Genomic DNA, 23464 nt, shown 5'->3' with positions numbered 1-23464 from the left:
ATCGGTGAGGCAACTTTTACAGCTTAGCGCGGCCAGTAACCCGAAACCAAATCGGGGTCCCAATCGAGCTAGTGTGACCGCCAGGCGCTCCTCGTACTACCTCGTTTCCCGGTCCACGCTCAGCCTTTCGGCTTGGCGTCTCGGCTCCGGGTCGGTGTCCGTGTCGCTCTGACTTGGATAAAGTTACGTAGCGATGAGCACGATGTCAAATCCGCTGGTAGAAGCGGTAAACCGACACTTAACGCGGAATGGACACGGCGAGACGCACGCTCAGCGGAGCGCGGACCACCCCGGAACGAACCATTCCGGCGCCGTCGCGACGAACCGCTCCTGATCCCAACTACCCGCGCCCGCCGGTACGACGCCGACCACGTCGACACCCGTCACGCGCGGAAGGTCGGTTCGGTTGCATTCGGCGGCGAGATCCGGCTCGGCGGGCCATGCCCCGATCACCAGGCCGGCGCAGCGGACCCCCGCCGACTCCAGCGCACGGACGGTCAGCTCGCTGTGATTGAGGGTGCCGAGGCCCGCGGCCGCTACGACGACCACGGGCCCGTCGAGTTCACGCGCGAGATCCACCAGGGTGAACTCGCCGACCCGCACCAACAGCCCGCCCGCGCCCTCGACCAAGGTGAGGTCCGCGTCGTCCAGCGAGCGCACGGCGGCGGCGGTCTCCTTCAGCGTCAGCAGCGGTTGGCCGCAGCGAAGGGCCGCGGTGTCCGGTGCGAGCGGCTCCGGGTAGCGGGCGAGTTCGAGCGTCTTGACCGGACCGGCCAGCCGCTCGACCTCGGCGAGGTCGCCGGGTTCGCCGGGCGCGATGCCGGTTTGGGCGGGCTTGCATACCGCGACCGACAGTCCCGCCGCGCGCGCCGTCGCGGCAAGCGCGGCGGTGACGACGGTCTTCCCGACATCGGTCGAGGTTCCGGTGACCAGCAACAGACTCACGCGGGCACCACGTCCAGTCCGCGCGCCTCGGCCAGCACCGAGCCGAGCACCTCGGCGATGGTGGCGAGCTCCGCACCGGTGAGGTTGGCGCGGGCGGTGAGCCGCAGTCGCGAGGTGCCCTCCGGTACCGACGGCGGACGGAAGCAGCCGACGTCCAGTCCACGCGCGCGACATTCCTGGGCCGCGTCGTAGGCCACCTGCGCCTCGCCGAGCACCACGGAGACGACCGCCGAGTCCGGCGCGGGCACACCCGCGATCCGCGCGATGTCGGCCGCACGGTCCAGCACACGCGTCGCCATCGCGGGCTCGCGGCGTAGTAGCCCGAGGGCCGCGCGGGCGGCGCCGACGGCGGCGGGCGCGAGACCGGTGTCGAAGATGAAGGTGCGCGCGGCGTCGATGAGGTGCGCGCGGACCCGTTCGCTGGCGAGCACCGCGCCGCCCTGGGCGGCGAAGGCCTTGGACAGCGTCGCCGTCACGACGACATCCGGCTCGCCCGCGAGGCCGAGTTCGTGGACGAGCCCGCGGCCTCCCTTACTCCGGACCCCGAGCCCGTGCGCCTCGTCGACGACGAGGACCGCGCCGTTCGCGCGGGTCACCCGGTGCAGCTCGGCCAGCGGGGCCAAGTCGCCATCGGCGCTGAAGACGGAATCGGTGAGAACGAGCGCGCGCTCCTCGGTGCGCGCTGCGAGCAGCCGGTGCACGGCCTCGACATCACAGTGCGGTGCGATCTCCACCCTGGCGCGGGAGAGGCGGCAGGCGTCGACGAGCGACGCGTGACTGCCCGCGTCGGAGACGATCAACGCGCCGCGTCCGGCGAGCGCGGTGACCGCGCCGAGGTTGGCGGCGTAGCCGGAGGCGAACACGAGACCCGCCTCGGCGCCGACGAATTCGGCGAGTTCGGCTTCCAAGCGCTCGTGATCGGCGGTGGTCCCGGTGACCAGTCGCGAGCCGGTGGAACCCGCGCCCCAGCGCCGCACGGCCTCGATCGCGCCCTCGATCACCTCGGGGTGCTTGGTGAGGCCGAGATAGTCATTGGAGGCCAGATCGATCGACGGCGAGTGCGGATCCCGCGGCCGGAGCTCCCGGCGCAATCCGGCGGTCACCCGCTCTGCGGCCCGTTCGTCCAACCAGCTCAACGGATCGGTAGTCACAGCTCCGCAGCATACTTGAACACCGTTCAGGATGGGAGCCCGGCCGGGATGTGCGCCGCGGCCGCCGCGCACACTCCCGAGGTGATCGTGGCGACTTCCTCGGTGCCGCTGATGAACGGCGGCATGGTGTAGATGAGGTTCCGGAACGGCCGCAGCCAGACGCCTGCGTCGACTGCGGCCGCGGTGGCGGCGCGCATGTCGACCGACCGTTCGAGTTCGACGACGCCGATCGCGCCGAGCACCCGGACGTCCGCGACGCCGGGCAACTCCCGCGCGGGGGCCAAGCCCGCGACGAGTTCGGATTCGATCCGCGCCACCTCGCCACGCCAATCGCGCGAGAGCAGCAGCTCGATCGACGCGACGGCCACCGCGCAAGCCAACGGGTTGCCCATGAAGGTGGGTCCGTGCATCAGCCCGCCGTGCGCCGCGCTGATGGTCTCGGCGATGCGCGCGGTGCACAGTGTCGCGGCCAGCGTCAGGTAGCCGCCGGTCAGCGCCTTGCCGACGCACATGACGTCGGGGGCGACGCCAGCGTGGTCGGCCGCGAACAACTCGCCGGTGCGACCGAAGCCGGTGGCGATCTCGTCGAAGACGAGCAGCACGTCGTTGGCGTCGCAGAGGCGGCGCAGGTCGGCGAGGTAGCGCGGGTCGTGCCAGCGCATACCGCCCGCGCCCTGGACGACCGGTTCCACGATGACGGCCGCGAGTTCGCCGGCGTGCGCGGTGATCGCGCGTTCCAGTTCGGCGACGTAGTCGGCGCGATGGTCGCGCGGCGGCGCCGGGACGAAGATCTGTTCGACGAGGACGTCGGTCCACAGCGAGTGCATGCCGCCCTCGGGGTCGCACACGCTCATCGGGGTGAAGGTGTCGCCGTGGTAGCCGCCGCGCCAGGTGAGCAGGCGCCGCTTCTCGGGTTTGCCGACACTGCGCCAATACTGCAGACACATCTTGGTGGCGACCTCGACCGAGACCGAGCCGGAGTCGCATAGGAAGACTTTCTCCAACCCAGCGGGTGTGTGCTCGACCAGCAGCTGGGACAGGCGCGCGGCCGGTTCGTGGGTGAGCCCGCCGAACATGACGTGGCCCATCCGCCGCGACTGCGCGAGCAACGCGGCGTCGAGCACCGGGTGCCGATAGCCGTGCACGGCCGCCCACCACGAGCTCATGCCGTCGACGAGTTCGCGGCCGTCGGCCAGGGTGAGCCGCGCGCCGGACGCCTCGGCCACCACGAGCGGCGGCGTCGAAGCCGGGAATCCGCCGTAGGGATGCCAGACGTGTTCGGCGTCGATGGCGGTGATCTCGTCGGGGGTCAGTGCCACAGGAATTCCTCCCGGTTCGACGGGCTTGAACGGTGTTCAAGTTACCAGTCGAGCTCTGTCGATCCGACCGGAGTCCGGGAATTCTCCCGGCCGCGACCGATTCCGGATATTGTTTGACTCAGTCAACGATTGGAGCCCTCGTGACCGCCGTCCTTCCCACCGACATCGCCGCCGTGCGCGAGTTCAACCGCCATTACACGCGGGTCATCGGCGTGCTCGCCGAGCGACTCGTGGACACGGAGTTCTCCCTGACCGAGGCGCGAGTCCTGTTCGAACTGGCGACCACCGGTTCCACCGAAGCGGTCCGGCTGCGCCACGCGCTGGACCTGGACCCCGGCTACCTGAGCCGGATCCTGACCCGATTCAAGAACCGCGGGCTGATCGAGAGCGGGCGTTCCAGCAGCGACGCCCGCCGCCAAGAGGTCCGGCTCACCGACAAGGGACGGGCCGCCTTCGCGGTGCTGAACCAACGCTCCGGGGCCGACGTGGGCAAGCTGCTCGCGGCGCACCCGCCCGGCGACCGGGCCCGGCTCGTCGACGCGATGCGCACCATCCAGCGCCTGCTCGACCGTCCGGCCGAACCCGCCGCGCGGCAGTTCACGCTGCGCGCGCCGCTGCCCGGCGACTACGGCTGGGTGATCCAGCGCAATGCCGCCTTGTACGCCGCGGAGTACGGCTGGGACATCCGGTACGAGGCGCTGGTCGCCGAGATCGTCGCGAATTTCCTTGCCGGGCACGATGATCGACGCGAGCGCGCGTGGATCGCCGAGTGCGGCGGGGTGCCGGTGGGCTGCGTTTTCTGCGTAGCCGACAGCGAGACCACCGCCCGCCTCCGCCTGCTGCTCGTGGACCCGAGCGCCCGCGGGCTCGGCGTCGGCGCCGGGCTGGTCGCGGAATGCCTGCGCTTCGCGACGGAGGTCGGCTACCACGAGATGGTGTTGTGGACCAACGACGTTCTCACCGCAGCGCGCCGCATCTACGAACGCGCGGGATTCGAGCTCGTCGAATCGGCGCCGCACCACAGTTTCGGCAAGGATTTGGTCGGCCAGACCTGGCGGCGGCCGCTCACTCCGGCGTAGTTCGCTCCGACACCGTGCCCTGCGGCTCGACAGTTCGACCGTCGCTACCGCGGACCCGATCACTCTGCCGACTTACGCCTCCCGCACATCGCTATCGATCAATCCCGGCACCCTGGCCAAAGACGTCCGCAGCGCTCGAAGTGCGTCGTCTCCGAGTTCGTCCGCGAGCATCCGCTCGATCCCCGCGATTCGGTCGGCGGCGAGAGCGAGCGCGCGGCGGCCCGCCGCGGTGGTGACGACGATTCGGGCGCGACGGTCGGCGGGATCGACCGTCCGCTCGACATAACCGCAACGCTCGAGGTGCGTCACCAGCTCCCCCATCGACTGCTGGGTCATGCCCGCCGCCTCTGCCAACGCCGTGACGCGCGAGCCTTCGGGATCCAGATGACGGAAGACGGCGTAGTGCGCCGGTCGCAGCTCGGGGTCGAGTTCGGCGCGTAGCTCACGGTTCAACGCTGTTTCGTAGGAACGGGTCGCCTGGACGAGCAGCTTCAGCAAGGTATCGGCCGTTGACATAATACAAAGGTTACCTTTATATCTGAGTTATGCGCGATACCGTCCTCTCCTTCGCCAACGGCCATCGAGTCACCCTCGTCGATCGCGGGATCGACGAGCTGGGGCCGTACCTGCGACTGGAACACCTGGTGCGAAAGGTCGAGCGGCAGGCGGGACCGCACTGGCATCCCGTGCTGGCCGAGAGTTGGACCGTGCGGGAAGGCCGCCTGCGGTTTCGCGTCGACGGCGTCGAGATCGTCGCCGATCCCGGCGACACGGTGACCGCCCCGCCGCGCGCCGTGCACGAGTTCTGGAGCGAGGCCCCCGACACCCGGTTCGAGCACGAGATCCGCCCGCCGCTGCGGCACTGGGAGATGTTCCGGCTCTGGCGTGCTCTCGACGCGGCGGGCAAGACCACCGCGGGACGGGTTCCGCGCGACCCGCTGGCGCTGGCGCTGCTGTGGGACTACCAGGACGGTTACCTCGCGGGCATCCCCGCTCGGCCGCAACGCGCACTGCTCGGCGGGCTGGCGCGGGTCGCGCGGCGGCTCGGTTACGAGCGCCGCTGGTTGTCCGCTGAATGAGAGGGGCACGCAGTGTCGCGGCGAGGAGTACGGCCGTGCGCCGACCCGGCAAATGCCTCACGCTACTGTCGTTGCCATGGCTCAGCCCGACGCAGCGCCCGGTGAGGTGACCCCATTAGGTGTCTGGCCAGGCACCGCCTACCCTCTCGGGGCGACCTACGACGGCGCGGGCACCAACTTCTCGGTCTTCTCCGAGATCGCCGAATCCGTCGAGCTGTGCCTGATCGCCAAGGACGGCGGCGAGACGAGAATCGCGCTCGACGAGGTGGACGGCTACGTCTGGCACGCCTACCTGCCGACGATCGGCCCCGGTCAGCGCTACGGCTTCCGCGTGCACGGTCCCTACGACCCGGACCGCGGTCTGCGCTGCGATCCGAGCAAACTGCTGCTGGACCCGTACGGCAAGGCCTTCGACGGCGAGTTCGACAACGACCCCTCCCTCTATACCCACGGCCTGGATTCGCTGGGCCACACCATGACCGGCGTCGTCATCAACCCGTTCTTCGACTGGGGCGCCGACCGCGCGCCGAACCGGCCCTACCACGAGACGGTCATCTACGAGGCGCACGTCAAGGGCATGACGATGACGCACCCCGAGGTGCCGGAGGAACTGCGCGGCACCTACGCGGGCATCGCGCACCCGGCGATCGTCGAGCATTTGAAGAGCCTCGGCATCACCGCGATCGAGCTGATGCCGGTGCACCAATTCCTGCACGACCGGGTGCTGCTCGACCAGGGCTTGCGAAACTACTGGGGCTACAACAGCTTCGGCTATCTGGCGCCGCACAACGAGTACGCGGCGAGTCCGCGCGGCGGCGCGGCGGTGACCGAGTTCAAGGCGATGGTGCGCGCGCTGCACGCCGAGGGTATCGAGGTGATCCTCGACGTGGTCTACAACCACACCGCCGAGGGCAACCACCTCGGACCGACGCTGGGCTTCCGCGGTATCGACAACGCCGCGTATTACCGTCTGCTGGACGGTGATCCGGGCCGCTACATGGACTACACCGGCACCGGCAACAGCCTCAACGTCCGGCATCCGCACACCTTGCAGCTGATCATGGACTCGCTGCGGTACTGGATCCTGGACATGCACGTCGACGGTTTCCGCTTCGATCTGGCCGCCACCCTGGCCCGCGAACTGCACGACGTGGACCGGCTGTCCACGTTCTTCGATCTGGTGCAACAGGATCCGGTGGTCAGCCAGGTCAAGCTGATCGCCGAGCCGTGGGACGTCGGCGAGGGCGGCTACCAGGTGGGCAACTTCCCCGGGCTGTGGACGGAGTGGAACGGCAAGTACCGCGACACCGTCCGCGACTACTGGCGCGGGGAACCGGCCACCCTGGGCGAGTTCGCCTCTCGGCTCGCTGGCTCCTCGGATCTGTACGAAGCCACCGGCCGCAGGCCGAGCGCCAGCATCAATTTCGTCACCGCGCACGACGGTTTCACGCTGCGGGACCTGGTGTCCTACAACGAGAAGCACAACGATGCCAACGGTGAGGGCAATCGCGACGGCGAGAGCTACAACCGGTCGTGGAACTGCGGCGTCGAGGGCCCGACCGACGATCCGGAGATCAACGCCCTGCGCGCCAAGCAGACCCGCAACATGCTGGCCACGCTGGTGCTGAGCCAGGGCACCCCGATGCTGGCCCACGGCGACGAGATGGGCCGCAGCCAGCTGGGCAACAACAATGTGTACTGCCAGGATTCGCCGCTGGCCTGGATGGACTGGTCGCTGGCCGAGACCAACGCCGATCTGCTCGCGTTCACCCGCTCGGTCATCGCGCTGCGCACCGAGCATCCCGTCTTCCGCCGCCGCAGATTCCTCGCGGGACAACCGATTCGCGCCAAGGACCGAGCCGGCGACATCGCCTGGCTGACGCCCGCCGGTGCGGAGATGACCGCCGCGGACTGGGAGAGCGGTTTCGCCAAAGCGCTCATGGTCTATCTGAACGGCCAGGGCATTCCCGAGCCGGGACCGCGCGGTGAACGCATCACCGACGATTCGTTCCTGCTGTGCTTCAACGCCCACGACTCGGCCCTCGATTTCGCCTTGCCCGGCACCGATTACGGAGGACCGTGGACGGTGGCGCTGGACTGCTCGTCGGCCGACGGCCGAGCCGAGGCCACCTATCCGGCCGCCGCCACGATCTCCGTCCCTGCCCGTTGTCTGCTCGTCCTCCGCTGCCCCGCATGACCGACACGCACATGACCGCATCGAACGCACCGATCGAGACACACCACACCGACCCCATCGCCCGCGGGCGCGCGCTCGCGCGGCAGACCACCGTGCGCAGCACCTACCGGCTGCAACTGCGCCCCGACGCGCTCACCTTCGCCGACGCCAGAGCGATCGCGGAATACCTTCAGCAGCTCGGCATCTCGCACCTGTACCTGTCGCCGATCCTGACCGCGACGCACGGGTCCACGCACGGCTACGACGTCACCGATCCCAGCACCGTCTCGGCGGCGCTCGGCGGCCCGCTCGGGCTCAAGGCGCTCTCCGACGAGGTGCGCACCAGGGGCATGGGACTGATCGTGGACCTGGTGCCCAACCACGTCGGTGTCGCCGATCCGCGGCAGAACCCGTGGTGGTGGGACGTGCTGCGCAACGGCAAGGATTCGCCGTTCGCGCGGTTCTTCGACATCGACTGGAGCCCGGGCAACGGCGCGGGCGGCCGGCTGGCGCTGCCGGTGTTGCAGAGCGAGAACGATCCCGCCGCGCTGACCGTGGATCGCTCCGGCCCGGAACCGATGCTGGCGCTGCACGATCTGCGTTTCCCGATCGCGCCGGGCACCGACGGCGACAACGCGCTGCGCATCCACGACAAGCAGCACTACCGCCTGGTGAGCTGGAAAGCCGGACTCTGCACCTACCGGCGGTTCTTCGCGGTGAGCAGCCTGGCGGCGGTGCGCCAGGAGGACCCGGAGGTCTTCGACCTCACCCACCGCGAACTCGCGGCCTGGTGCGAACACGACCTTATCGACGGCGTCCGGGTGGATCATCCGGACGGATTGTCCTATCCCGCGGCGTATTTGAGCCGCCTGCGCCAGCTGATCGGCCCGCAGCGGCTGCTGCTGGTGGAGAAGATCCTGGCCAACCGTGAACCGCTGGATGCGACGCTGCCCATCGACGGCACCACCGGCTACGACGCGCTGGCCGGTCTCGGCGGCGTGCTCATCGATCCCGACGGCGAACAGACGTTGACCGAGCTGTCGCGCCGCTTCGCCGGACACGGCAGCGACCGCGCCTGGATCGGCGAGACCGAGCACCGGATCAAACGCGCCGTCGCCGAAAGCATTCTGGCGCCGGAGATTCGGCGGCTGGTCGGCGCGATCAAACGCGACGCGCGAGCGGACAGCTTCGACACCATGGCGCTGACCAACGCCACCATCGAGGTGCTCGCCTTCATGCCGGTCTACCGCGCCGACTACGCGCCGCTGGCCGGCATGACCGGTGCGGTGATCGCCGAGGTGGAGAAGCGCAACAGCGAGCTCACCGCGCCGCTGAACGTGCTGGTGAGCGCGCTCGCCGCCGACGCGGAGGCGGCCGCCCGTTTCCACCAGGTGTGCGGCGCGATCACCGCGAAGGCCGTCGAGGACACCATGTTCTACCAGGCGGCCCGGCTGGTCTCGCTACAAGAGGTGGGCGGCAATCCGGCCCGATTCGGCCACTCGCTCAACGAGTTCCATCTCGCCAACGTCGAACGCGCGCAGCGCTGGCCCGCCACGATGACCACGCTGTCCACCCACGACACCAAGCGCGGCGAGGACGTGCGCGCCAGGATCGGGGTGCTCTCCCAGGTCGCGAGGACCTGGGCTCGGTCGGTCGAGACCTGGATGGACAAGACGCCCGCACCGGACGGCGCGACGGCGCTCTTCCTGTTGCAGAACATGTTCGGTGTCTGGCCCGCCGACGGCCGCCCGGCCTCCTCGGTGCCGGGACTGCGCGAGCGGCTGCACCTGTTCGCCGAGAAGGCGATGCGCGAGGCGGGCACCCGCACCTCGTGGGAGGAGCCGGACGGCGAGTTCGAGGCGGCCGTGCACGCGTGGATGGATGCGGTGATCGACGGACCGGTCGGCGCGGAGCTCAGTGATCTGGTGCACGATCTGGCGCCGCACGCCTGGTCGGACGCGTTGTCGCAGAAGCTGCTTCAGCTGTGCGGTCCGGGTATCCCCGACCTGTACCAGGGCTGCGAGCTGTGGGAGGACTCGCTGGTCGACCCGGACAACCGCCGCCCCGTCGACTTCCCCGCGCGCACAGGCATGTTGCAATCGCTCACCGGCACACCGGCTTTGGACACCTCCGGCGCGGCGAAGATGTGGATCGTCGCCTACGCGCTGTGGCTGCGCAGGGAGCGCCCCGACTGCTTCGTCGGCGGCGCCTACCTGCCGCTGTTCGCCACCGGTGAGCAAGCCGCCCGGCTGGTGTCCTACGCGCGCGCCCGAGTCGGCGAGGCGCCCGAAGTGATCGTCGCGGCCACCAGGCACAGTGTCGGCCTCACCGACACCGGCTGGGGCGATACCGCGCTCGACCTGCCGCAGGGCAACTGGACCGACCGGCTCACCGGCCACACCTTCCAGGGCAGGGCGCGCCTAGAGAAGCTGTTCGCTCGGCTCCCCGTCGCCCTGCTGGTGCGTTGAGGCATCGAGCGGGCTGATCTTTTCGATCAGCTCGGCCGGGAACTCGCCGCCCAGGTCCTCCTGCCAGCGCCGCAGGTTGTAGGGCCGGTATTCGCCCTTGTCGTGCACCGTCGAGGCGAGCAGGACGCCGTTGTCGGTCTCCACCCGCAGGCGGCGCAGGGAGTTCCAGTAGAACCGCGCCCGCAGCGGGCTTCGGAGGGTCCGCACCACGTTCAGCAGGGTGTAGCCGGGCCCGCACGACTTGTGCCGCTCCATGTGGTTCTCCTGCCCCGCGCACTTGGCCGAAAGCTCCTCGAGCAGTTCGGTGTTGAACACGAGGCCCTCGGCCTCCGCCTCGGCGACCATCCAGCGCAGCGTGATGTCGGACAGCCCGCACTGGGCGTAGCCGCCGCCGATGTCGCTGTGCACGCCCTCGAACCAGACCTGCTTGACGCGGTCGGCCTTGCGGTCCTTGATCCGGCGATATTTGATGCCGAGTTCGACCGGCACCTCCCAGAGGCAGGGCTCGAAGTTGCGCCGCCGTTCGTCGATGGCGAGGGCTTGTCGTGCGCACAGCACCCGTGGCGAGAGCTTGACGTCGTGGAAGCGGTGCCGCCACGAGGTCAGGCCGGGGACGCCGAGCGCGCCGACGGTGTCGAACACGCCGATGAAGTCGATGACCCGCCTGCGATGGCTGTGCTCGCGACGGAAGTCGCGCAGGTGCTGGTCGGTGGGCGGCGTGCGCCACCACATCGGCTTCTTGCGGCCGCGGCGGCGGTACATCTTGAAGGCCTTCGGGTAGTGCCCGGCGATCATCGAGCCGGGTTTCATGATGCCGATGCAGTCGATCAGGCCGACCAGGCTGCGCGCGGTGTACGCGCCGCGGCTGAAGCCGAAGATGTAGAGCTCGTCGCCGGGCTCCCAGTTGACGGCGATCTGCCAGTAGGCGGCGGACAGGTTCGCCTCCAGACCCAAGCCGAAGGCGCCGCCGAACAGCCGGTCGGCGGTGAAACCCCGTGCGCCGGGCCCGGATACGTAGATCACGTGCTGGCGGATCGGCTGCCCGTCGGGGCCCGCGGCCTCCATGCGGACGGTCTGTGCGATTTTGACGATGTTGGATACCGTGCTGCTGTTCTCGGCTTTCCACGTGCCGTCGCAACACACCACCAGGCGTTTCATGGCGAAATTCTCCCCTCGAATTCGCGTCGGAAACCCGCGTACTGGACTACTCGAATCATCGCCCCCGCGCCCGACCCCGTTAATGAAAACGCTGTCTTTCAATGCGTTTCGACGAAGATACCCCGGTCGATCCGGAATTTTTCGCGTGCGCGCTACGCGGAGCCGAGCCGGGTCGCCTGACACGGCGCCGCTGTCGCCGACCTCTTCCGACGACGAGGGCCGCTTTCCCGAAGCGCGACGGCATGGCGCCGACAGTAGTTAGACGCTCGCTATATCCGAACACGCGACACGGTCACGGCTTGTGGGCGAGCACCGCGAACATCGTCACCGACAGGTGGAAGTCGCCGCGCTCGATGCCCGCGTCCAGGTCGGCGAGAAACCGCTCGAACTCCTCGGCGGTGACGGTGCCGTATCTCGACGCTTGCTCGTTCATCTGCTGGTAAAGCGGTCGCGCGGTCACCGGATCCCAGATCACCGCCTCGGATCCCTGATCGTCGATGACGAGACCCTGGCCCGCCAGCAGTCCGCGCAGCCTACGGCCGGACGCGGGGTTGGGGACGTCCGCGAGCATCGCGGTGCCGAGCGCCTCGACGACGGCCGGATCGCCCGGGTGGGTGATAGCGGTGTACCAGTCGCTGTCGATCAGCAGGACTCGGCCGCCGGGGCGCAGCACCCTGGCGATTTCGGCGGTGGCCGCGGCGGGATCGTCGAGATGCTGGTAGACGCGCTCGCAGCGGACCGCGTCGAAGGACGCGTCCGGAAACGGCAGGTGATAGACCGAGCCGTGCACGAACCGCGCGGACGACCCGGCGACCTCGGCCCGCCGCCGCGCGATGGCCAGCATCGCGGGGTTCGGATCCAGGCCGACCGCCGCGCCCTCGGCGCCCACCCGCTCGGCGAAGACCAGCGCCTCCGATCCGGTGCCCGCCCCGATGTCGAGGGTCCGCTCCCCCGCGCGGACCGCGAGCGCCTCGTGCGCCCACTGCCGCATCCGGCGGATGCCGGGCAGGTCGGCCTGCAAGTCGAGGATCTCGATCAGCTCATCGATCCGATCGGCGTCGATCCGATCCGAGTGAAAAGACGGAGCTTCCACAGGTCCCTCTGTCATGCGTCCGACGCTACCCGCCTCGACGCCCGTCCTGCCGGATCCGAAACCCTCGCTGATCTGCGCGGCTATCGTCTTCGAGGCGTGTGCGGACGCACAAGGCGACGGCCCCGGCGGGTCGCCGGGGCCGTGCGGTGGTCGATGCTGTTGTCGGAGAGAGGTTCGGCGTCACCGAGTCTTGCGCAGACCCAGGTACTGGAGGGCCGCGAAGCCGCCGACCGTCGCGGCCTGCATGACCGTCCAGACCGAGCCGACGAGGTTCAAGTCGAGCGCGCCCTCGGCGAGCGCGGCCAGGCTGACCAGGACCCAGGCGGCGTTCAGGCCGATCACCGCGCGGGCGGCGACGGGGTTGATCGACTTCGTCGACCCGATCACCGCGACGCCGAGGCCGTAGAGGGTGAGGAAGACGCCGATCGCGAGGCTGAGGCCCCGGTCGAGGCCGAGCAGCGACTCGAGCGGGCCGGACAGGGCCAGGTAGGCGATTCCGTTCGCTCCGGTGATCACCGCGTCCAAGCGCAGCGAGGTCCGCAGCAGCTTGTCGCCGGGGGCGAGCAGGGTGGACAGGTAACCGGGGGCGGTGGTGGTGGTCATGACGAATCTCTTTTCTGGATAGCGATTTTCGGGAGGATCAGGCGGCGGCGGGGACCTTGTCGAGGAAGCCGTACACGTCGGCGATGCGGCCCTGGTCGAGCACCGCGACGTCGAAGCCGACCACCAGCGCGGGACCATCGGCCGGACCCAGCTCCCAGGTGAAGCGCACCTGGTCGTGGTGTCCGTCGACCGGGCCCGCCAAGCGGAACACCATGCCGGGGAACTGCGCCTGCACCGCGGCGATCCCCGCGTCCAGCGCCTCGCGCCCGGTGACGGCCATGAGCGGGTCGACGTAGCGCGGCTCGTCGGTGAAGACCCGGGCGATGGCGGCCGAGCGGGCGGCGGCGTCGGTGGTGTTCCAGATCTCCAGGTACTGCGCGACCAGGTCGTTCATCGTTGTCTCCCTTGTATTTCCCTGCGCTGTGTTGCGCTGTGAGAACAAGGTATGGCGGGGCGAGGGGTCGCCGAATCAGTCACCTATAGGTACTTTCCGCGACCGATGACCTACATACCGCGACCGATGACCTACGTACCGCACGTCGGTGACCGATACGGTGAACGGATGCTGCACGGACGCGAGGCCGAACAGGCCCGCATCGATCGACTGCTCGCCGACGCACGGGCGGGGCGCAGCGGCGTCCTCGTGCTGCGCGGCGAACCGGGTATCGGCAAGACTGCGCTACTCGATTACGCTGCGGCACAAGGTATTCCGTCGGTGCGCAGCGCGGGTGTCGAGTCGGAGGCCGAGCTGCCCTTCGCTGGACTGCACCTGATGGTCCGGCCCGGCATGGCGCTGGCGGACACGCTGCCCGAGCGACAGCGCGCGGCGTTGCTCGGCGCGTTCGGGCTCGGAGCGCAGGAACCCGGCGACCGGCTGCTCATCGGCTTGGCGGTGCTCTCGCTGTTGGCGGAGGAGGCGGCCGACGGACCGCTGCTGTGTCTGATCGACGACGCGCACTGGCTGGACCGCGCGACCGCGGAGACTCTGCTCTTCGCCGCGCGCCGCCTGGACGCGGAAGGCGTCGCGATGATCTTCGCGACCCGCGCGGGCGCGAACGATTTCCCGGCGCCCGGTCTGCCGGAGCTGCTCGTGCCCGCGCTGCGCCAGGACGCGGCCGCCGCGCTGGTGGACGCGGACGCACCGGATCTCGCCCCCGCGCTGCGCTACCGGCTGCTCACCGAGGCGGGCGGCAACCCGCTGGCACTGCGCGAACTTCCCGCGGTGCTGGCCGCCGAGTCCGCCGACTCCGGGCCGAATCCGCTGCCGCTCACCCAGCGGCTTCAGGTCGCCTTCCACGGCCGGGTCAGCAGGCTGCCCGCGGCAACGCGGACCCTGCTGCTGATCGCCGCGGCGGCGGGCGCGGCCGAGATCGATCCGGTGCTGCGGGCGGCGGCGACCCTCGGCGCCGGTCCCGCCGATCTACAGCCCGCCGAGGACGACGACCTGGTGCACACCGACGGCCGCACGCTCACCTTCCGTCATCCGCTGCTGCGTTCGGCGATCTATCAGGGCGCGCCGCTCGCCCAGCGGCTCGCCGCGCACGGCGCGCTCGCCGCGACGCTCACCGCACCCGAGGACGCCGACCTGCGCGCCTGGCATCTGGCTTCGGCCGCCACCGGCCCGGACGAAGCCATCGCCGCCGCGCTGGCCGCTACCGCCGATCGGGCGCGCGCCCGCAACGGCTATCACGGCGCGGTGGCCGCCTACGAGCGCGCGGCCACGCTCAGCACCGACCCCACGGCGCGGGTGGGCAGGCTGGTGCTCGCCGCCGAAACCGCGGGCGAGACGGGCATGTACGAGCTGGCGGACCGGCTGGCCGAGCGCGCGGTGACACAGACCGCCGACCCGCTGCTCGCCGCGCGCCTCGACCTGGTTCGCGGCCTCGCGGAATTCGGTGCGGGCAAACGACTTCCGGCGCACCGGCGGCTGGTCGCGGCGGCCGACTCGGCGCCAGGGGAACCGCTGCTCGCGGCGCGCATCCTGATGGTCGCGATACACACCGCGTGGTATCTGGGCGCCGACGAACTCGACGAGGTCACCCGGCGCCTGGCCACACTGCCGCTGCCGCAAGACGATTCGCTGGCGCACACCACCGCGTACGTGCTCGACGGCGTGCACGGGCGGTTCCACGTCGACCTGCGCGCGGCGGCCGACAAGGCCCGCGCCACGGGCGCGGACGTGCGCGACCTGGTGCAGTTGTCCGGCGTCGGTCTCGTGGTCGGACAGGACGAGCAGGTGGCGGAACTGGCGGACGAGTTGGTCGCGACATGTCGCGACGAGGGCAGGATCGGCCCGCTGCCGACGCTGCTGTTCTTCCACTCCGAAGCCGAGTGCTTCCTCGGCCGACCGCGCGAGGCGCTGGTCATCGCGACCGAAGGGGCGCGAATCGCGCAAGACACCGGGCAGGACCATTGGGTCGGCCAGCTCTCGGCCATGCTCGCCTATCTGGCGGCCCTCGGTGGCCGGGAAGCGGACTGCCGCGCGGCGGCCGAGCACGCGCTGGCCGAGCGGTTCGGCGGCGCCGACGCGCCGGGCGCCAGCTGGGCACACGCGGCGCTCGGCATGCTCGATCTCGGGCTCGGCCGGGTGGACAGCGCTATCGCACGGCTCGAGTCGCTGACCGAGGAACCGTCCCGGCACATGGTCATCGGACTGCGCTCGCTACCCGATCTCGTAGAAGCGGCGGTGCGGCTCGGGGACCCGGCCCGGGCAGGCGACGCGCTGGACCGGCTCGAGCACTGGGCCGCGGCCTCGCGCCAGGATTGGGTCGCCGCGCTCGCCGCACGCGCTCGCGCCCTGCTCGGTCCGGACGCGGAGGCCGAGGAGCATTTCCGCGCCTCGCTCGAGCTCGGTGGCCGTCCGTTCGAGCGCGCCCGCACGCAGCTGCTCTACGGGGAGTGGCTGCGCCGCAACCGCCGCAAGGTGGACGCCAGGAGTCAGCTGCAACCGGCGTTGGAGATCTTCGAGCGCTTGGACGCCGCGCCGTGGGCCGAGCGCGCCCGCGCGGAACTCGGCGCGCTCGGCGTCGGGGCGGCGGCTCGGGCCGGATCGGGGGTGCTCGCCGCGCTCACCCCGCAGGAATTGCAGATCGTGCGGCTCGCGGCGCAGGGAATGACGAATCGGGACATCGCCGCGCAGCTGTTCTTGAGCCCGCGAACGGTCGGCCATCACCTATACAAGGCGTATCCGAAGCTCGGTGTCGTCTCGCGCGGGGAACTGGCGGCGTTGCCGTTGGGCGGGGACTGATTCGTAGCGGCGGAGACGCCGATCGAGCCAGGTACTCACCGGGCGTGGACCACCGAGACCGATGCGCCACCGACGGCCGAACTCGATCGAGAGCGGAGAGCTACCGCGGGCGCCGCGCGATCAGTGCGTGGCCAGCTCCCGGGGGCGGCGGATCGCAGTCCCCCGCCGCGCCGTCACGTGACCGACGGTCCAGCGCAGAGCCGCGACCGCGGCGGCGGCCAGCACGGCGACCTGCGGGACGCCGGTGATCAGCAGGAGCAGCGCACCGGCCACCAGCCCGGCGGCCAGCGCCTCGAGCTTGTACACGGGCCACGCGGTGCCCGCGATGTCCACGCTGGTGGGGTGAGCCGTTGCCATGCCATCAGGATATACGGAACGTGAATTTCGGGCCACCGAACATTTCCGCCCGGGAACACCGGTAGCCGGTGCGGTGTTGCCGCTCGTATGCCACTTTCCGGAGAGTACGCACCGAGCACATCCGACTGGGCCCGTAAGCAGGCGGAGACCTACGAGAAGTCCGGCGGTACCAAGGGCACGTCGATGATGGGCAAGCCCGTCATCCTGCTCACCACCAAGGGCGCCAAGACCGGGAAGCTCCGCAAGACCCCGCTGATGCGGGTGGAGCACGACGGCGAGTACGCCGTGGTCGCCTCACTGGGCGGCGCGCCCAAGCACCCGGTCTGGTACTACAACATCAAGGCCGAACCGCACGTCGAACTGCGCGACGGCGAGGTCAGCAAGGACTACACCGCGCGCGAGGTCTTCGGCGAGGAGAAGCGGGTGTGGTGGGACCGCGCCGTCGAGGTGTGGCCCGATTACGCCAACTATCAGACGAAGACGACCCGCCAGATCCCCGTTTTCGTGCTCACCCCGCGCTGATCCGACCAGCGAGTGCCCCACCCGCCGCGCACTTGCGTCGCGGCGGGTGGCAGCATATTTCGAGTGTCCAATCCGCTTGATGTGATCGATCACTTGTCCGCCGCCCGTCCCGCACTGAGCGCGGACGAGATCGATGCCGCCGCCAAGCGAATTGCCGACATTATCGACCCGACCCCGCTCCAGCTCAGCCCGCGGCTATCCGCGCTGACGGGCGCGCAGGTCTACCTCAAGCGCGAGGACCTCTCCGCCGTGCGCTCCTACAAGCTGCGCGGGGCCTACAACCTCATCGTCCAGCTCAGCGCCGAGGAGCGGGCCGCGGGCGTTGTCGCCGCCAGCGCGGGCAACCACGCCCAGGGCGTCGCCTACGCCTGCCAGGCCATGGGCATCACCGGCCGCATCTACGTGCCGACCACCACCCCGAAGCAGAAGCGCGACCGGATCCGGGTGCACGGCGGCGAGTTCGTCGAGCTGATCGCGGTCGGCGAGACCTACGACGCCGCCGCGGCGGCCGCGGCCGCCGACGTCGAGCGCACCGGCGCGACCATGGTTCCCCCGTTCGACGACCCGCGCACCGCCGCGGGCCAGGGCACCATCGCCGCCGAGATCCTCGAGCAGCTCGGCGCCGCGCCCGACCTCGTGGTCGTTCCGGTGGGCGGCGGCGGCTGCCTGGCCGGTGTCGGCACCTACCTGCGCGAGCGCGCGCCGCAGACCGGCATCCTCGGCGCCGAACCGGCGGGCGCGGCCTCGATGACCGCGGCACTGGTCGCGGGCGGACCGGTGACGCTGCCGGAGATCGACCCGTTCGTCGACGGCGCCGCGGTGCGCAGGATCGGCGCGGTGCCCTACGCCGCGGTCGCGGGCTTCGGCGGGCGGGTCGTCTCGCACGGCTCGCTGCCGTTACTGACCGCGACCGAATCCCGCAGCGGCGCAGGCGCTTTCCGTCTGCTCCAGGTCGACGAGGGCGCGATCTGCACCACCATGCTCGACCTGTACCAGAACGAGGGCATCATCGCCGAACCCGCGGGCGCGCTCGCGGTGGCCGCGCTCGCCGAGGTCGACGTCACGCCGGGCTCGACGGTGGTGTGCCTGGTGTCGGGCGGCAACAACGACGTCTCGCGCTACGGCGAGATCATCGAACGCTCGCTGGTGCACCGCGGCCTGAAGCACTACTTCCTCGTCGACTTCCCGCAGGAGCCCGGCGCGCTGCGCCGCTTCCTCAACGAGGTGCTCGGCCCGGACGACGACATCACCCTGTTCGAGTACGTCAAGCGCAACAACCGGGAGACCGGGGCCGCGCTGGTCGGCATCGAACTCGGCACGCCGGACGGTCTGGAGTCGGTGCTGGAGCGGATGGCCGCCTCCCCCATCCAGTGCGAGCGGCTGGAGCCCGGTTCACCGGCCTACCGGTATCTGACCTGACACCCTGCCCCGCTCTGTCCGCTCCAGAGCGGGGACGGCCGGTCGCTCGCGGCGGTCGGCCGACCACACCGGCTCGCGCGGGCCGACCGTCGTTCCATTCGCCGACGCGAAGCCGCGTCGGTCAGGCCGCCGCGTCGCGCGTCTCGTCGAGCGTGACCCGCCGGGTGGCGCGCAGGCAGTTGAGGATCAGCGGCAACAGCCACATGGCCGAGAACTGGTCCACGCCCAGCTGACCGGCCGAGAGCCGGTTGTGCACGAAACCGACCGAGAGGCCCATGCGCGGTTCGGCCCAGCCGAACGAGCCGCCGAGCCCGATGTGGCCGAGGCCGCCGCGAGCGCCGGGCATCGGCAGCGAGTGGTAGCCGAGATGCCACATCATCGGCGCGTAGAACAGCGCGTGGTCGAGGCGGTAGGTGCGCACCTTGCTCAGTTCCCTGATCGTCGCGGGTGACAGGAACGGCAGGCCGCCCGGCGTCCGACCGCTCGCGACCGAGCCGTACATGGTGGCGAGCGCGGACGCGGTGGCCACGCCGTTGCCCGCGGGCAGTTCGGTGCGCAGGATCGACGGTCCGTCGCCCTCCAGGATGGCGTGCAACCCGGGCAGGAACAGGCAGCGGGTCGCCGCGCCCAACGCACCGGGAATGAGGTGGCTGCGGCCGAGCAAGAGGGCGCCGAGCGGTTTGCCGAGCAGGCTGAGCTGGCTGCCCGCCAGCGGCGCGTACACGGTGGCCGACTCGGCGGGCGGCAGACCCAGGTGCAGCCCGTCGATGCCGAGCGGCTCGGACACCTCGGTGCGGAACAACTCGCCCATGCTCTTGCCGGTGATCCCGCGGGCGATGCCCGCGAGCAGCCAGCCATAGGTCAGCGCGTGATAGGTCGGCACGCCCAGTTTTCCATCGGGTTTGGCGGCGGCCAAGCGCCGCTCCATGAGCTCGTGGTCGAGGATGTCGTCGGGGCTCTTCGCGATCGGTGCCAGCGCCGAGAGGCCCGCGCTGTGCGTCATCACCTGCCGCACCGTGATGCCGCCCTTGCCGTTGGCGGCGAACGCGGGCCAGTACTCGGCGACGGGAGCGTTGTAGTCGAGTAGTCCGCGGTCGGCGAGCCGGTGGATGACGGTGGCGGTGATGCCCTTGGTCGCGGAGAAGATGATCGAGCCGGTTTCGCGAGTCCAGACCCCCTCGCCCGCGGTGCCGGTGCAGATGTCGACAAGGGGTTCGCCGTTCAAATGCACCGCCAACGCGCCACCCGCGCCGCGACGATTTCCGAACGCCCTGGTGAAAGCGCGTACCAGCGGTCCGAATTCGGCGGCGGCGCTGCCGCTGACTGAAGCCACGTTGCTCATCACTCCACGGTAATGGCGACGGACAAACCGGGCAATGGGCCTGTCCCGGACAGTTGGCGGACCGTTATCCGGGATTCGGTGCGGTCACGGCGCTTTCGCGGCCGGGGGCGAGTCGGCGAGCAGCGCGAACGAGTGCGCGGGAATCGTTGTGCCCGTTGGCCCTTCGGTCGGCGGCTCCCAGGACAGCAGCGAGAACCCGGTTACCGGCACCCGCACCGGGTCTTCGGAGAGGTTGCACACCAGGTGCAGCGTCCCGCGGTGCAGTACGAGCCATCGGGACCGTTCATCGTAGTCCACCCGTACGTGTGGCAGCGACGAATCGGTGAGATCCGGGTGCGCCCTGCGGATCGCGAGCAGGGCCCGGTAGCAGGCGAGCAGCCTGGCCCGGGCGGGATCGGCGAGTTCGGACCAGTCCAGCTTGGATCGGTGGAAGGTGGCGGGGTCCTGCGGGTCGGGCACGTCCTCGCTGGGCCAGCCGTGCTCGGCGAACTCCTCCTTGCGTCCGGCCGCGGTGGCCGCGCCGATCTGCGGGTCGGTGTGCGAGGTGAAGAACTGAAACGGCGTGCGCGCGCCCCATTCCTCGCCCATGAACAGCATCGGGGTGTACGCCGAGCACAGCACCAGCGCCGCCTTGACGGCGAGCTGGCCGTCGGTCAGGTAGGCGCTCGGCCGGTCGCCCAGCGCCCGGTTGCCGACCTGATCGTGGGTGCAGGTGTAGGCGAGCAGCGCCGAACCGGGGACCACGGAACGATCCAGCGGGCGACCGTGGACGCGGCCGCGGAAGCTGGAGAACGTGCCCGCGTGGAAGAAGCCGTGCGTCAGCGTCCGTGCCAGACAGGCCATCGAACCGAAATCGGCGTAGTAGCCCTGCCGCTCGCCGGAGACCGCGGCGTGCACGGCGTGGTGCAGGTCGTCGTTCCACTGCCCGGTCAGCCCGTGGCCGCCTGCCGCGCGCGCCGTGATCAGCCGCGGGTCGTTGAGATCGCTCTCCGCGATCAAGGTCAGCGGCCTGCGCACGTGCGCGGCGAGGCGTTCGGTCTCGGCGGCCAGCTCGGCGAGCAGATGGGTGGCGGTGCGGTCGACCAAGGCGTGCACCGCGTCCAGCCGCAGCGCGTCGATGTGGAAGTCGCGCAACCAGCGCAGCGCGTTGCCGATGATGTAGCGGCGCACCTCGTCCGAGGCGGGACCGTCCAGGTTGAGGCTGAGCCCCCACGTGTTGCGGCCTTCGGTGAGGTAGGGACCGAAGCGGGGCAGATAGTTGCCGGACGGCCCGAGGTGGTTGTAGACGACGTCGAGGCAGACCGCCAAACCGCGCGTGTGACAGGCGTTCACGAACCGTTGCAGCCCGTCCGGCCCGCCGTAGCTCTCCTGCACCGCGTACCAGAGCACGCCGTCGTAGCCCCAGTTGTGGGTGCCGTCGAAGGCGTTGACCGGCATCAGCTCCACCACGGTGACGCCCAGGTCGACGAGGTGGTCCAAGCGTCCGATCGCCGCGTCGAAGGTGCCCTCGGGAGTGAACGCGCCGATGTGCAGTTCGTAGAAGACCGATCCCGCCAGCGGCCGTCCGGTCCAGTCCCGGTCGGTCCACCCGCCCGGATCCAGCGTGTGCAGCGCGGAGCGTCCATGCACGCCGTCCGGCTGACGGGCCGAGCGCGGGTCGGGCAGCACGGTGGGATCGTCGTCGAGCAGGTATCCGTACCGCGCGCCGTCGGCCGCGTCCCGCTCGACGCGCCACCAGCCGTCGGCGGAGCCCCCCATCGGGTGCACGTCGCCGTCGAGCTCGAGCCGCACCGTGCCGGCCTTGGGCGCCCACACCTCGAAGACAGTCACCGCGCCAGCATCGCACGCCGGGCGATACCGGCTCATCTCGGCGAGGCCGCCGAGCGGCACCGGCGCGGCGTCCGTCGAGCGGCACCGGCGCGGCGAGCAGCACCGGCGCGGCGAGCAGCACCGGCGCGGCGAGCAGCACCGGCGCGGCGCCCATCGAGCGGCATCGGCGCGGCGCCCATCGAGCGCACTGGGGCCGGTCCTTCGAAACGGAGTGGGGCCGCGGCCTTCCAGCGCAATGGCGCCGCGTCCTTCGAAACAGAGTGGGCCGTGCCCCTCGAACACATCGGCGCCAGGCCCGCCGAACACACTGACGCCAGGCCCGCCGAACACACTGACGCCGGGTCCGTCGAGCGCACTGGCGTCGGTCCTCCGAGCGCACTGGCGTCGGTCCTCCGAGCGCACTGGCGCAGCGGCACTCGGGCTGCCAGAGTGAACGCGTGGGACTGTACGAGAATCAGGTCGTGCCCCGGCTGGTGGAATTCGCCTGCGGCATGCGGATCAACGAACCGCAGCGGCAACGGGCGTGTGCCGGTCTGCACGGCCGGGTGGTGGAGATCGGCTTCGGCTCCGGGCTCAACGTGCCGTTCTATCCGGACACGGTGCGGTCGATCAGCGCGGTGGAACCGGCGGATCTGGGCTGGAAACTGGCGGGCAAGCGCCTGGAACGGGCATCGGTGCCGATCGAGCGTGCCGGGCTGGACGGCCAGTCGCTGCCGTTCCCGGACAACACTTTCGACTCGGCGCTGTCGACCTGGACGATGTGCACCATCCCGGATGTGGCGACCGCGCTCGCGGAAGTGCGCCGGGTGCTGGTGCCGGGTGGGACGTTCCATTTCGTCGAGCACGGGCTCGCGCCGGACGCCAAGGTCCAGGCCTGGCAGCACCGGCTCAATCCGATCCAGAAGACGATCGCGGGCGGGTGCAACCTCGATCGCGACATCCTCGGTTTGGTGCGCGCCGCCGGGTTCGAGGTCCGCGACGTGGACGTCTTCTACGGCGAGGGACCGAAGTTCCTCGCCGCGCTGACACTCGGCGTCGCGGTCTCGGCGTAAGCGTTCCTCCGCCTTCGCTCGACCATGCGCCGGGCTTTCCACAGACTCCGTCCGGCAGCGCTTGTTCGGCGGAAGTACGCCCGCCAGCGCCGATCAGCGCCTGGACGCGGCCGGTCGACGGATCGACCGACCGCGCACGGCGCGAGCTACGCCTCAGTGGATTTCGACGTGCAGCGTGTAGCTGGCGTTGCCACGGGTCGGCGCGACGAGCACACGGTAGAGGCCGTCGTAGGGCAACACGATCTCGGTGGCGGTCTCCTCGACGACCAGCACCAGGCCGTCCGGGGCGGAGATGCTGAAGTTCACGTTGTCCTCCAGCGCGACGATCGCGGTGTAGAGCAACTGCCCACCGCGCGCCTCGAGCAGGTAGCTGTCCGCGTCGCCGCGCACGACCGCTCCGTCCACGGTCGCCTCGCTGGCGCCCGGCGCGAACTCGATTTCCGTATACACCCCGGCCTGCGCGGCGCCCGCGCCCGCGACGGCGAACACGAGGGTGGCCGCGAGAGCGGTGAGCGCGAGGAGTGCGGCACGGAAGGGGCGGAGGATCGTTGCCATGGTCGTTGTCCTGTGGTGAGAGGGGGAATGTCGAACGCCGCCAAGTCTTCCCACGGCGGCTTGTCGTCG

20 protein-coding genes are annotated in these 23464 nt (G+C 70.3%); 8 read left to right on the top strand and 12 right to left on the bottom strand.

Translation table 11 applies throughout. The features are described from left to right. Nucleotides 1-270 precede the first annotated feature (270 nt). From bioD to AB0H49_RS33790, 3 genes are read right to left on the bottom strand one after another with little or no spacing between them, the layout of a single operon-like run. Nucleotides 271-945, bottom strand: coding sequence for a dethiobiotin synthase (gene bioD / locus AB0H49_RS33800; protein ID WP_357257002.1), 675 nt, complete (start codon nucleotides 943-945; stop codon nucleotides 271-273). Beyond that, complete coding sequence (locus AB0H49_RS33795) at nucleotides 942-2096, bottom strand: 8-amino-7-oxononanoate synthase (protein ID WP_357257000.1); 1155 nt, start codon at nucleotides 2094-2096, stop codon at nucleotides 942-944. Before AB0H49_RS33795 ends, bioD begins: the two co-directional genes overlap by 4 nt. A 26-nt stretch (nucleotides 2097-2122) precedes the next feature. Then, nucleotides 2123-3415 (bottom strand): adenosylmethionine--8-amino-7-oxononanoate transaminase, encoded by a 1293-nt coding sequence (locus AB0H49_RS33790; protein ID WP_357256998.1) that lies wholly within the window; start codon nucleotides 3413-3415, stop codon nucleotides 2123-2125. Nucleotides 3416-3555: 140 nt separating this feature from the next. Here AB0H49_RS33790 and AB0H49_RS33785 point away from each other — a divergent pair, with 140 nt between their 5' ends. After that, a complete protein-coding gene (locus AB0H49_RS33785; RefSeq protein WP_357256996.1) occupies nucleotides 3556-4494 on the top strand; it encodes a helix-turn-helix domain-containing GNAT family N-acetyltransferase in 939 nt (312 codons plus the stop codon). Nucleotides 4495-4566: 72 nt separating this feature from the next. Here the strand turns inward: AB0H49_RS33785 and AB0H49_RS33780 are convergent, their stop codons facing one another. Then, nucleotides 4567-5010 (bottom strand): MarR family winged helix-turn-helix transcriptional regulator, encoded by a 444-nt coding sequence (locus AB0H49_RS33780; RefSeq protein WP_357256994.1) that lies wholly within the window; start codon nucleotides 5008-5010, stop codon nucleotides 4567-4569. A gap of 29 nt (nucleotides 5011-5039) precedes the next feature. On the opposite strand from AB0H49_RS33780, the gene AB0H49_RS33775 reads away from it, so the two are divergent. From AB0H49_RS33775 to treY, 3 genes are all read left to right on the top strand, one after another. Beyond that, complete coding sequence (locus tag AB0H49_RS33775) at nucleotides 5040-5573, top strand: cupin domain-containing protein (RefSeq protein ID WP_357256993.1); 534 nt, start codon at nucleotides 5040-5042, stop codon at nucleotides 5571-5573. A 76-nt stretch (nucleotides 5574-5649) separates the two neighbouring features. Next, a complete protein-coding gene (gene glgX, locus AB0H49_RS33770; protein WP_357256991.1) occupies nucleotides 5650-7770 on the top strand; it encodes a glycogen debranching protein GlgX in 2121 nt (706 codons plus the stop codon). Next, entirely contained in the window at nucleotides 7767-10217 is a 2451-nt protein-coding gene (treY, locus tag AB0H49_RS33765) for a malto-oligosyltrehalose synthase (RefSeq protein ID WP_355004338.1), read from the top strand. The genes glgX and treY overlap by 4 nt, the downstream gene beginning before the upstream one ends. On the opposite strand, the gene AB0H49_RS33760 is transcribed toward treY, so the two are convergent. The 4 genes from AB0H49_RS33760 to AB0H49_RS33745 form a co-directional block, all read right to left on the bottom strand. Next, nucleotides 10170-11477, bottom strand: a complete 1308-nt coding sequence (locus tag AB0H49_RS33760) for a DUF2235 domain-containing protein (protein WP_357256988.1) — start codon at nucleotides 11475-11477, stop codon at nucleotides 10170-10172. The genes treY and AB0H49_RS33760 overlap by 48 nt on opposite strands. 190 nt (nucleotides 11478-11667) lie before the next feature. Beyond that, the gene (locus AB0H49_RS33755) at nucleotides 11668-12483 is read right to left on the bottom strand and encodes a methyltransferase domain-containing protein (protein WP_357256986.1); all 816 of its coding nucleotides are present in this window, start codon (nucleotides 12481-12483) and stop codon (nucleotides 11668-11670) included. A 165-nt stretch (nucleotides 12484-12648) separates the two neighbouring features. Continuing rightward, nucleotides 12649-13071, bottom strand: a complete 423-nt coding sequence (locus tag AB0H49_RS33750) for a hypothetical protein (protein WP_357256984.1) — start codon at nucleotides 13069-13071, stop codon at nucleotides 12649-12651. A 37-nt stretch (nucleotides 13072-13108) separates the two neighbouring features. Further along, complete coding sequence (locus AB0H49_RS33745) at nucleotides 13109-13465, bottom strand: nuclear transport factor 2 family protein (protein WP_141812651.1); 357 nt, start codon at nucleotides 13463-13465, stop codon at nucleotides 13109-13111. Between the two features lie 126 nt (nucleotides 13466-13591). Here AB0H49_RS33745 and AB0H49_RS33740 point away from each other — a divergent pair, with 126 nt between their 5' ends. Beyond that, nucleotides 13592-16318: an AAA family ATPase gene (locus AB0H49_RS33740; RefSeq protein WP_357256982.1), complete on the top strand. Its 2727-nt coding sequence runs from the start codon at nucleotides 13592-13594 to the stop codon at nucleotides 16316-16318. 120 nt (nucleotides 16319-16438) lie between these two features. Here AB0H49_RS33740 and AB0H49_RS33735 read toward each other — a convergent pair whose 3' ends face one another. Further along, nucleotides 16439-16675 carry a hypothetical protein gene (locus AB0H49_RS33735; RefSeq protein WP_357256980.1) on the bottom strand — a complete coding sequence of 79 codons (237 nt, stop codon included), beginning with the start codon at nucleotides 16673-16675 and terminating at the stop codon, nucleotides 16439-16441. 87 nt (nucleotides 16676-16762) lie between these two features. On the opposite strand from AB0H49_RS33735, the gene AB0H49_RS33730 reads away from it, so the two are divergent. Both AB0H49_RS33730 and ilvA read left to right on the top strand, forming a co-directional pair. Beyond that, nucleotides 16763-17197 carry a nitroreductase family deazaflavin-dependent oxidoreductase gene (locus AB0H49_RS33730; RefSeq protein WP_355004344.1) on the top strand — a complete coding sequence of 145 codons (435 nt, stop codon included), beginning with the start codon at nucleotides 16763-16765 and terminating at the stop codon, nucleotides 17195-17197. Between the two features lie 63 nt (nucleotides 17198-17260). Then, on the top strand, nucleotides 17261-18616 hold the full coding sequence (gene ilvA / locus AB0H49_RS33725) for a threonine ammonia-lyase IlvA (protein WP_357256978.1): 1356 nt from the start codon (nucleotides 17261-17263) through the stop codon (nucleotides 18614-18616). Between the two features lie 121 nt (nucleotides 18617-18737). Here ilvA and AB0H49_RS33720 read toward each other — a convergent pair whose 3' ends face one another. Together AB0H49_RS33720 and treZ are read right to left on the bottom strand one after the other, a co-directional pair. Next, on the bottom strand, nucleotides 18738-19958 hold the full coding sequence (locus AB0H49_RS33720; RefSeq protein WP_357256976.1) for a serine hydrolase domain-containing protein: 1221 nt from the start codon (nucleotides 19956-19958) through the stop codon (nucleotides 18738-18740). Between the two features lie 84 nt (nucleotides 19959-20042). Continuing rightward, nucleotides 20043-21788, bottom strand: a complete 1746-nt coding sequence (gene treZ / locus AB0H49_RS33715; RefSeq protein WP_357256974.1) for a malto-oligosyltrehalose trehalohydrolase — start codon at nucleotides 21786-21788, stop codon at nucleotides 20043-20045. A gap of 437 nt (nucleotides 21789-22225) precedes the next feature. Here treZ and AB0H49_RS33710 point away from each other — a divergent pair, with 437 nt between their 5' ends. Further along, entirely contained in the window at nucleotides 22226-22840 is a 615-nt protein-coding gene (locus tag AB0H49_RS33710) for a methyltransferase domain-containing protein (protein WP_357256972.1), read from the top strand. Nucleotides 22841-22993: 153 nt separating this feature from the next. Here AB0H49_RS33710 and AB0H49_RS33705 read toward each other — a convergent pair whose 3' ends face one another. After that, the gene (locus AB0H49_RS33705; protein ID WP_355004349.1) at nucleotides 22994-23395 is read right to left on the bottom strand and encodes a hypothetical protein; all 402 of its coding nucleotides are present in this window, start codon (nucleotides 23393-23395) and stop codon (nucleotides 22994-22996) included. Between the last annotated feature and the right edge of the window lie 69 nt (nucleotides 23396-23464).

Origin of the sequence: Nocardia sp. NPDC050713 (assembly GCF_040654315.1) — a bacterium.
In the GTDB taxonomy this organism is placed as follows: Bacteria; Actinomycetota; Actinomycetes; order Mycobacteriales; family Mycobacteriaceae; genus Nocardia.
Note: the sequence above shows the minus strand (reverse complement) of the source record. Positions and strands in the feature narration are given on the sequence as shown.

What these genes read in the sequence shown, in the direction of transcription:
- AB0H49_RS33780 (WP_357256994.1), bottom strand. Translation starts at nt 5,010, where the DNA reads ATGTCAACGGCCGATACCTTGCTGAAGCTGCTCGTCCAGGCGACCCGT.
- AB0H49_RS33775 (WP_357256993.1), top strand. Translation starts at nt 5,040, where the DNA reads ATGCGCGATACCGTCCTCTCCTTCGCCAACGGCCATCGAGTCACCCTC.
- glgX (WP_357256991.1), top strand. Translation starts at nt 5,650, where the DNA reads ATGGCTCAGCCCGACGCAGCGCCCGGTGAGGTGACCCCATTAGGTGTC.
- treY (WP_355004338.1), top strand. Translation starts at nt 7,767, where the DNA reads ATGACCGACACGCACATGACCGCATCGAACGCACCGATCGAGACACAC.
- AB0H49_RS33755 (WP_357256986.1), bottom strand. Translation starts at nt 12,483, where the DNA reads ATGACAGAGGGACCTGTGGAAGCTCCGTCTTTTCACTCGGATCGGATC.
- AB0H49_RS33750 (WP_357256984.1), bottom strand. Translation starts at nt 13,071, where the DNA reads ATGACCACCACCACCGCCCCCGGTTACCTGTCCACCCTGCTCGCCCCC.
- AB0H49_RS33745 (WP_141812651.1), bottom strand. Translation starts at nt 13,465, where the DNA reads ATGAACGACCTGGTCGCGCAGTACCTGGAGATCTGGAACACCACCGAC.
- AB0H49_RS33740 (WP_357256982.1), top strand. Translation starts at nt 13,592, where the DNA reads ATGACCTACGTACCGCACGTCGGTGACCGATACGGTGAACGGATGCTG.
- AB0H49_RS33735 (WP_357256980.1), bottom strand. Translation starts at nt 16,675, where the DNA reads ATGGCAACGGCTCACCCCACCAGCGTGGACATCGCGGGCACCGCGTGG.
- AB0H49_RS33730 (WP_355004344.1), top strand. Translation starts at nt 16,763, where the DNA reads ATGCCACTTTCCGGAGAGTACGCACCGAGCACATCCGACTGGGCCCGT.
- AB0H49_RS33720 (WP_357256976.1), bottom strand. Translation starts at nt 19,958, where the DNA reads ATGAGCAACGTGGCTTCAGTCAGCGGCAGCGCCGCCGCCGAATTCGGA.
- AB0H49_RS33705 (WP_355004349.1), bottom strand. Translation starts at nt 23,395, where the DNA reads ATGGCAACGATCCTCCGCCCCTTCCGTGCCGCACTCCTCGCGCTCACC.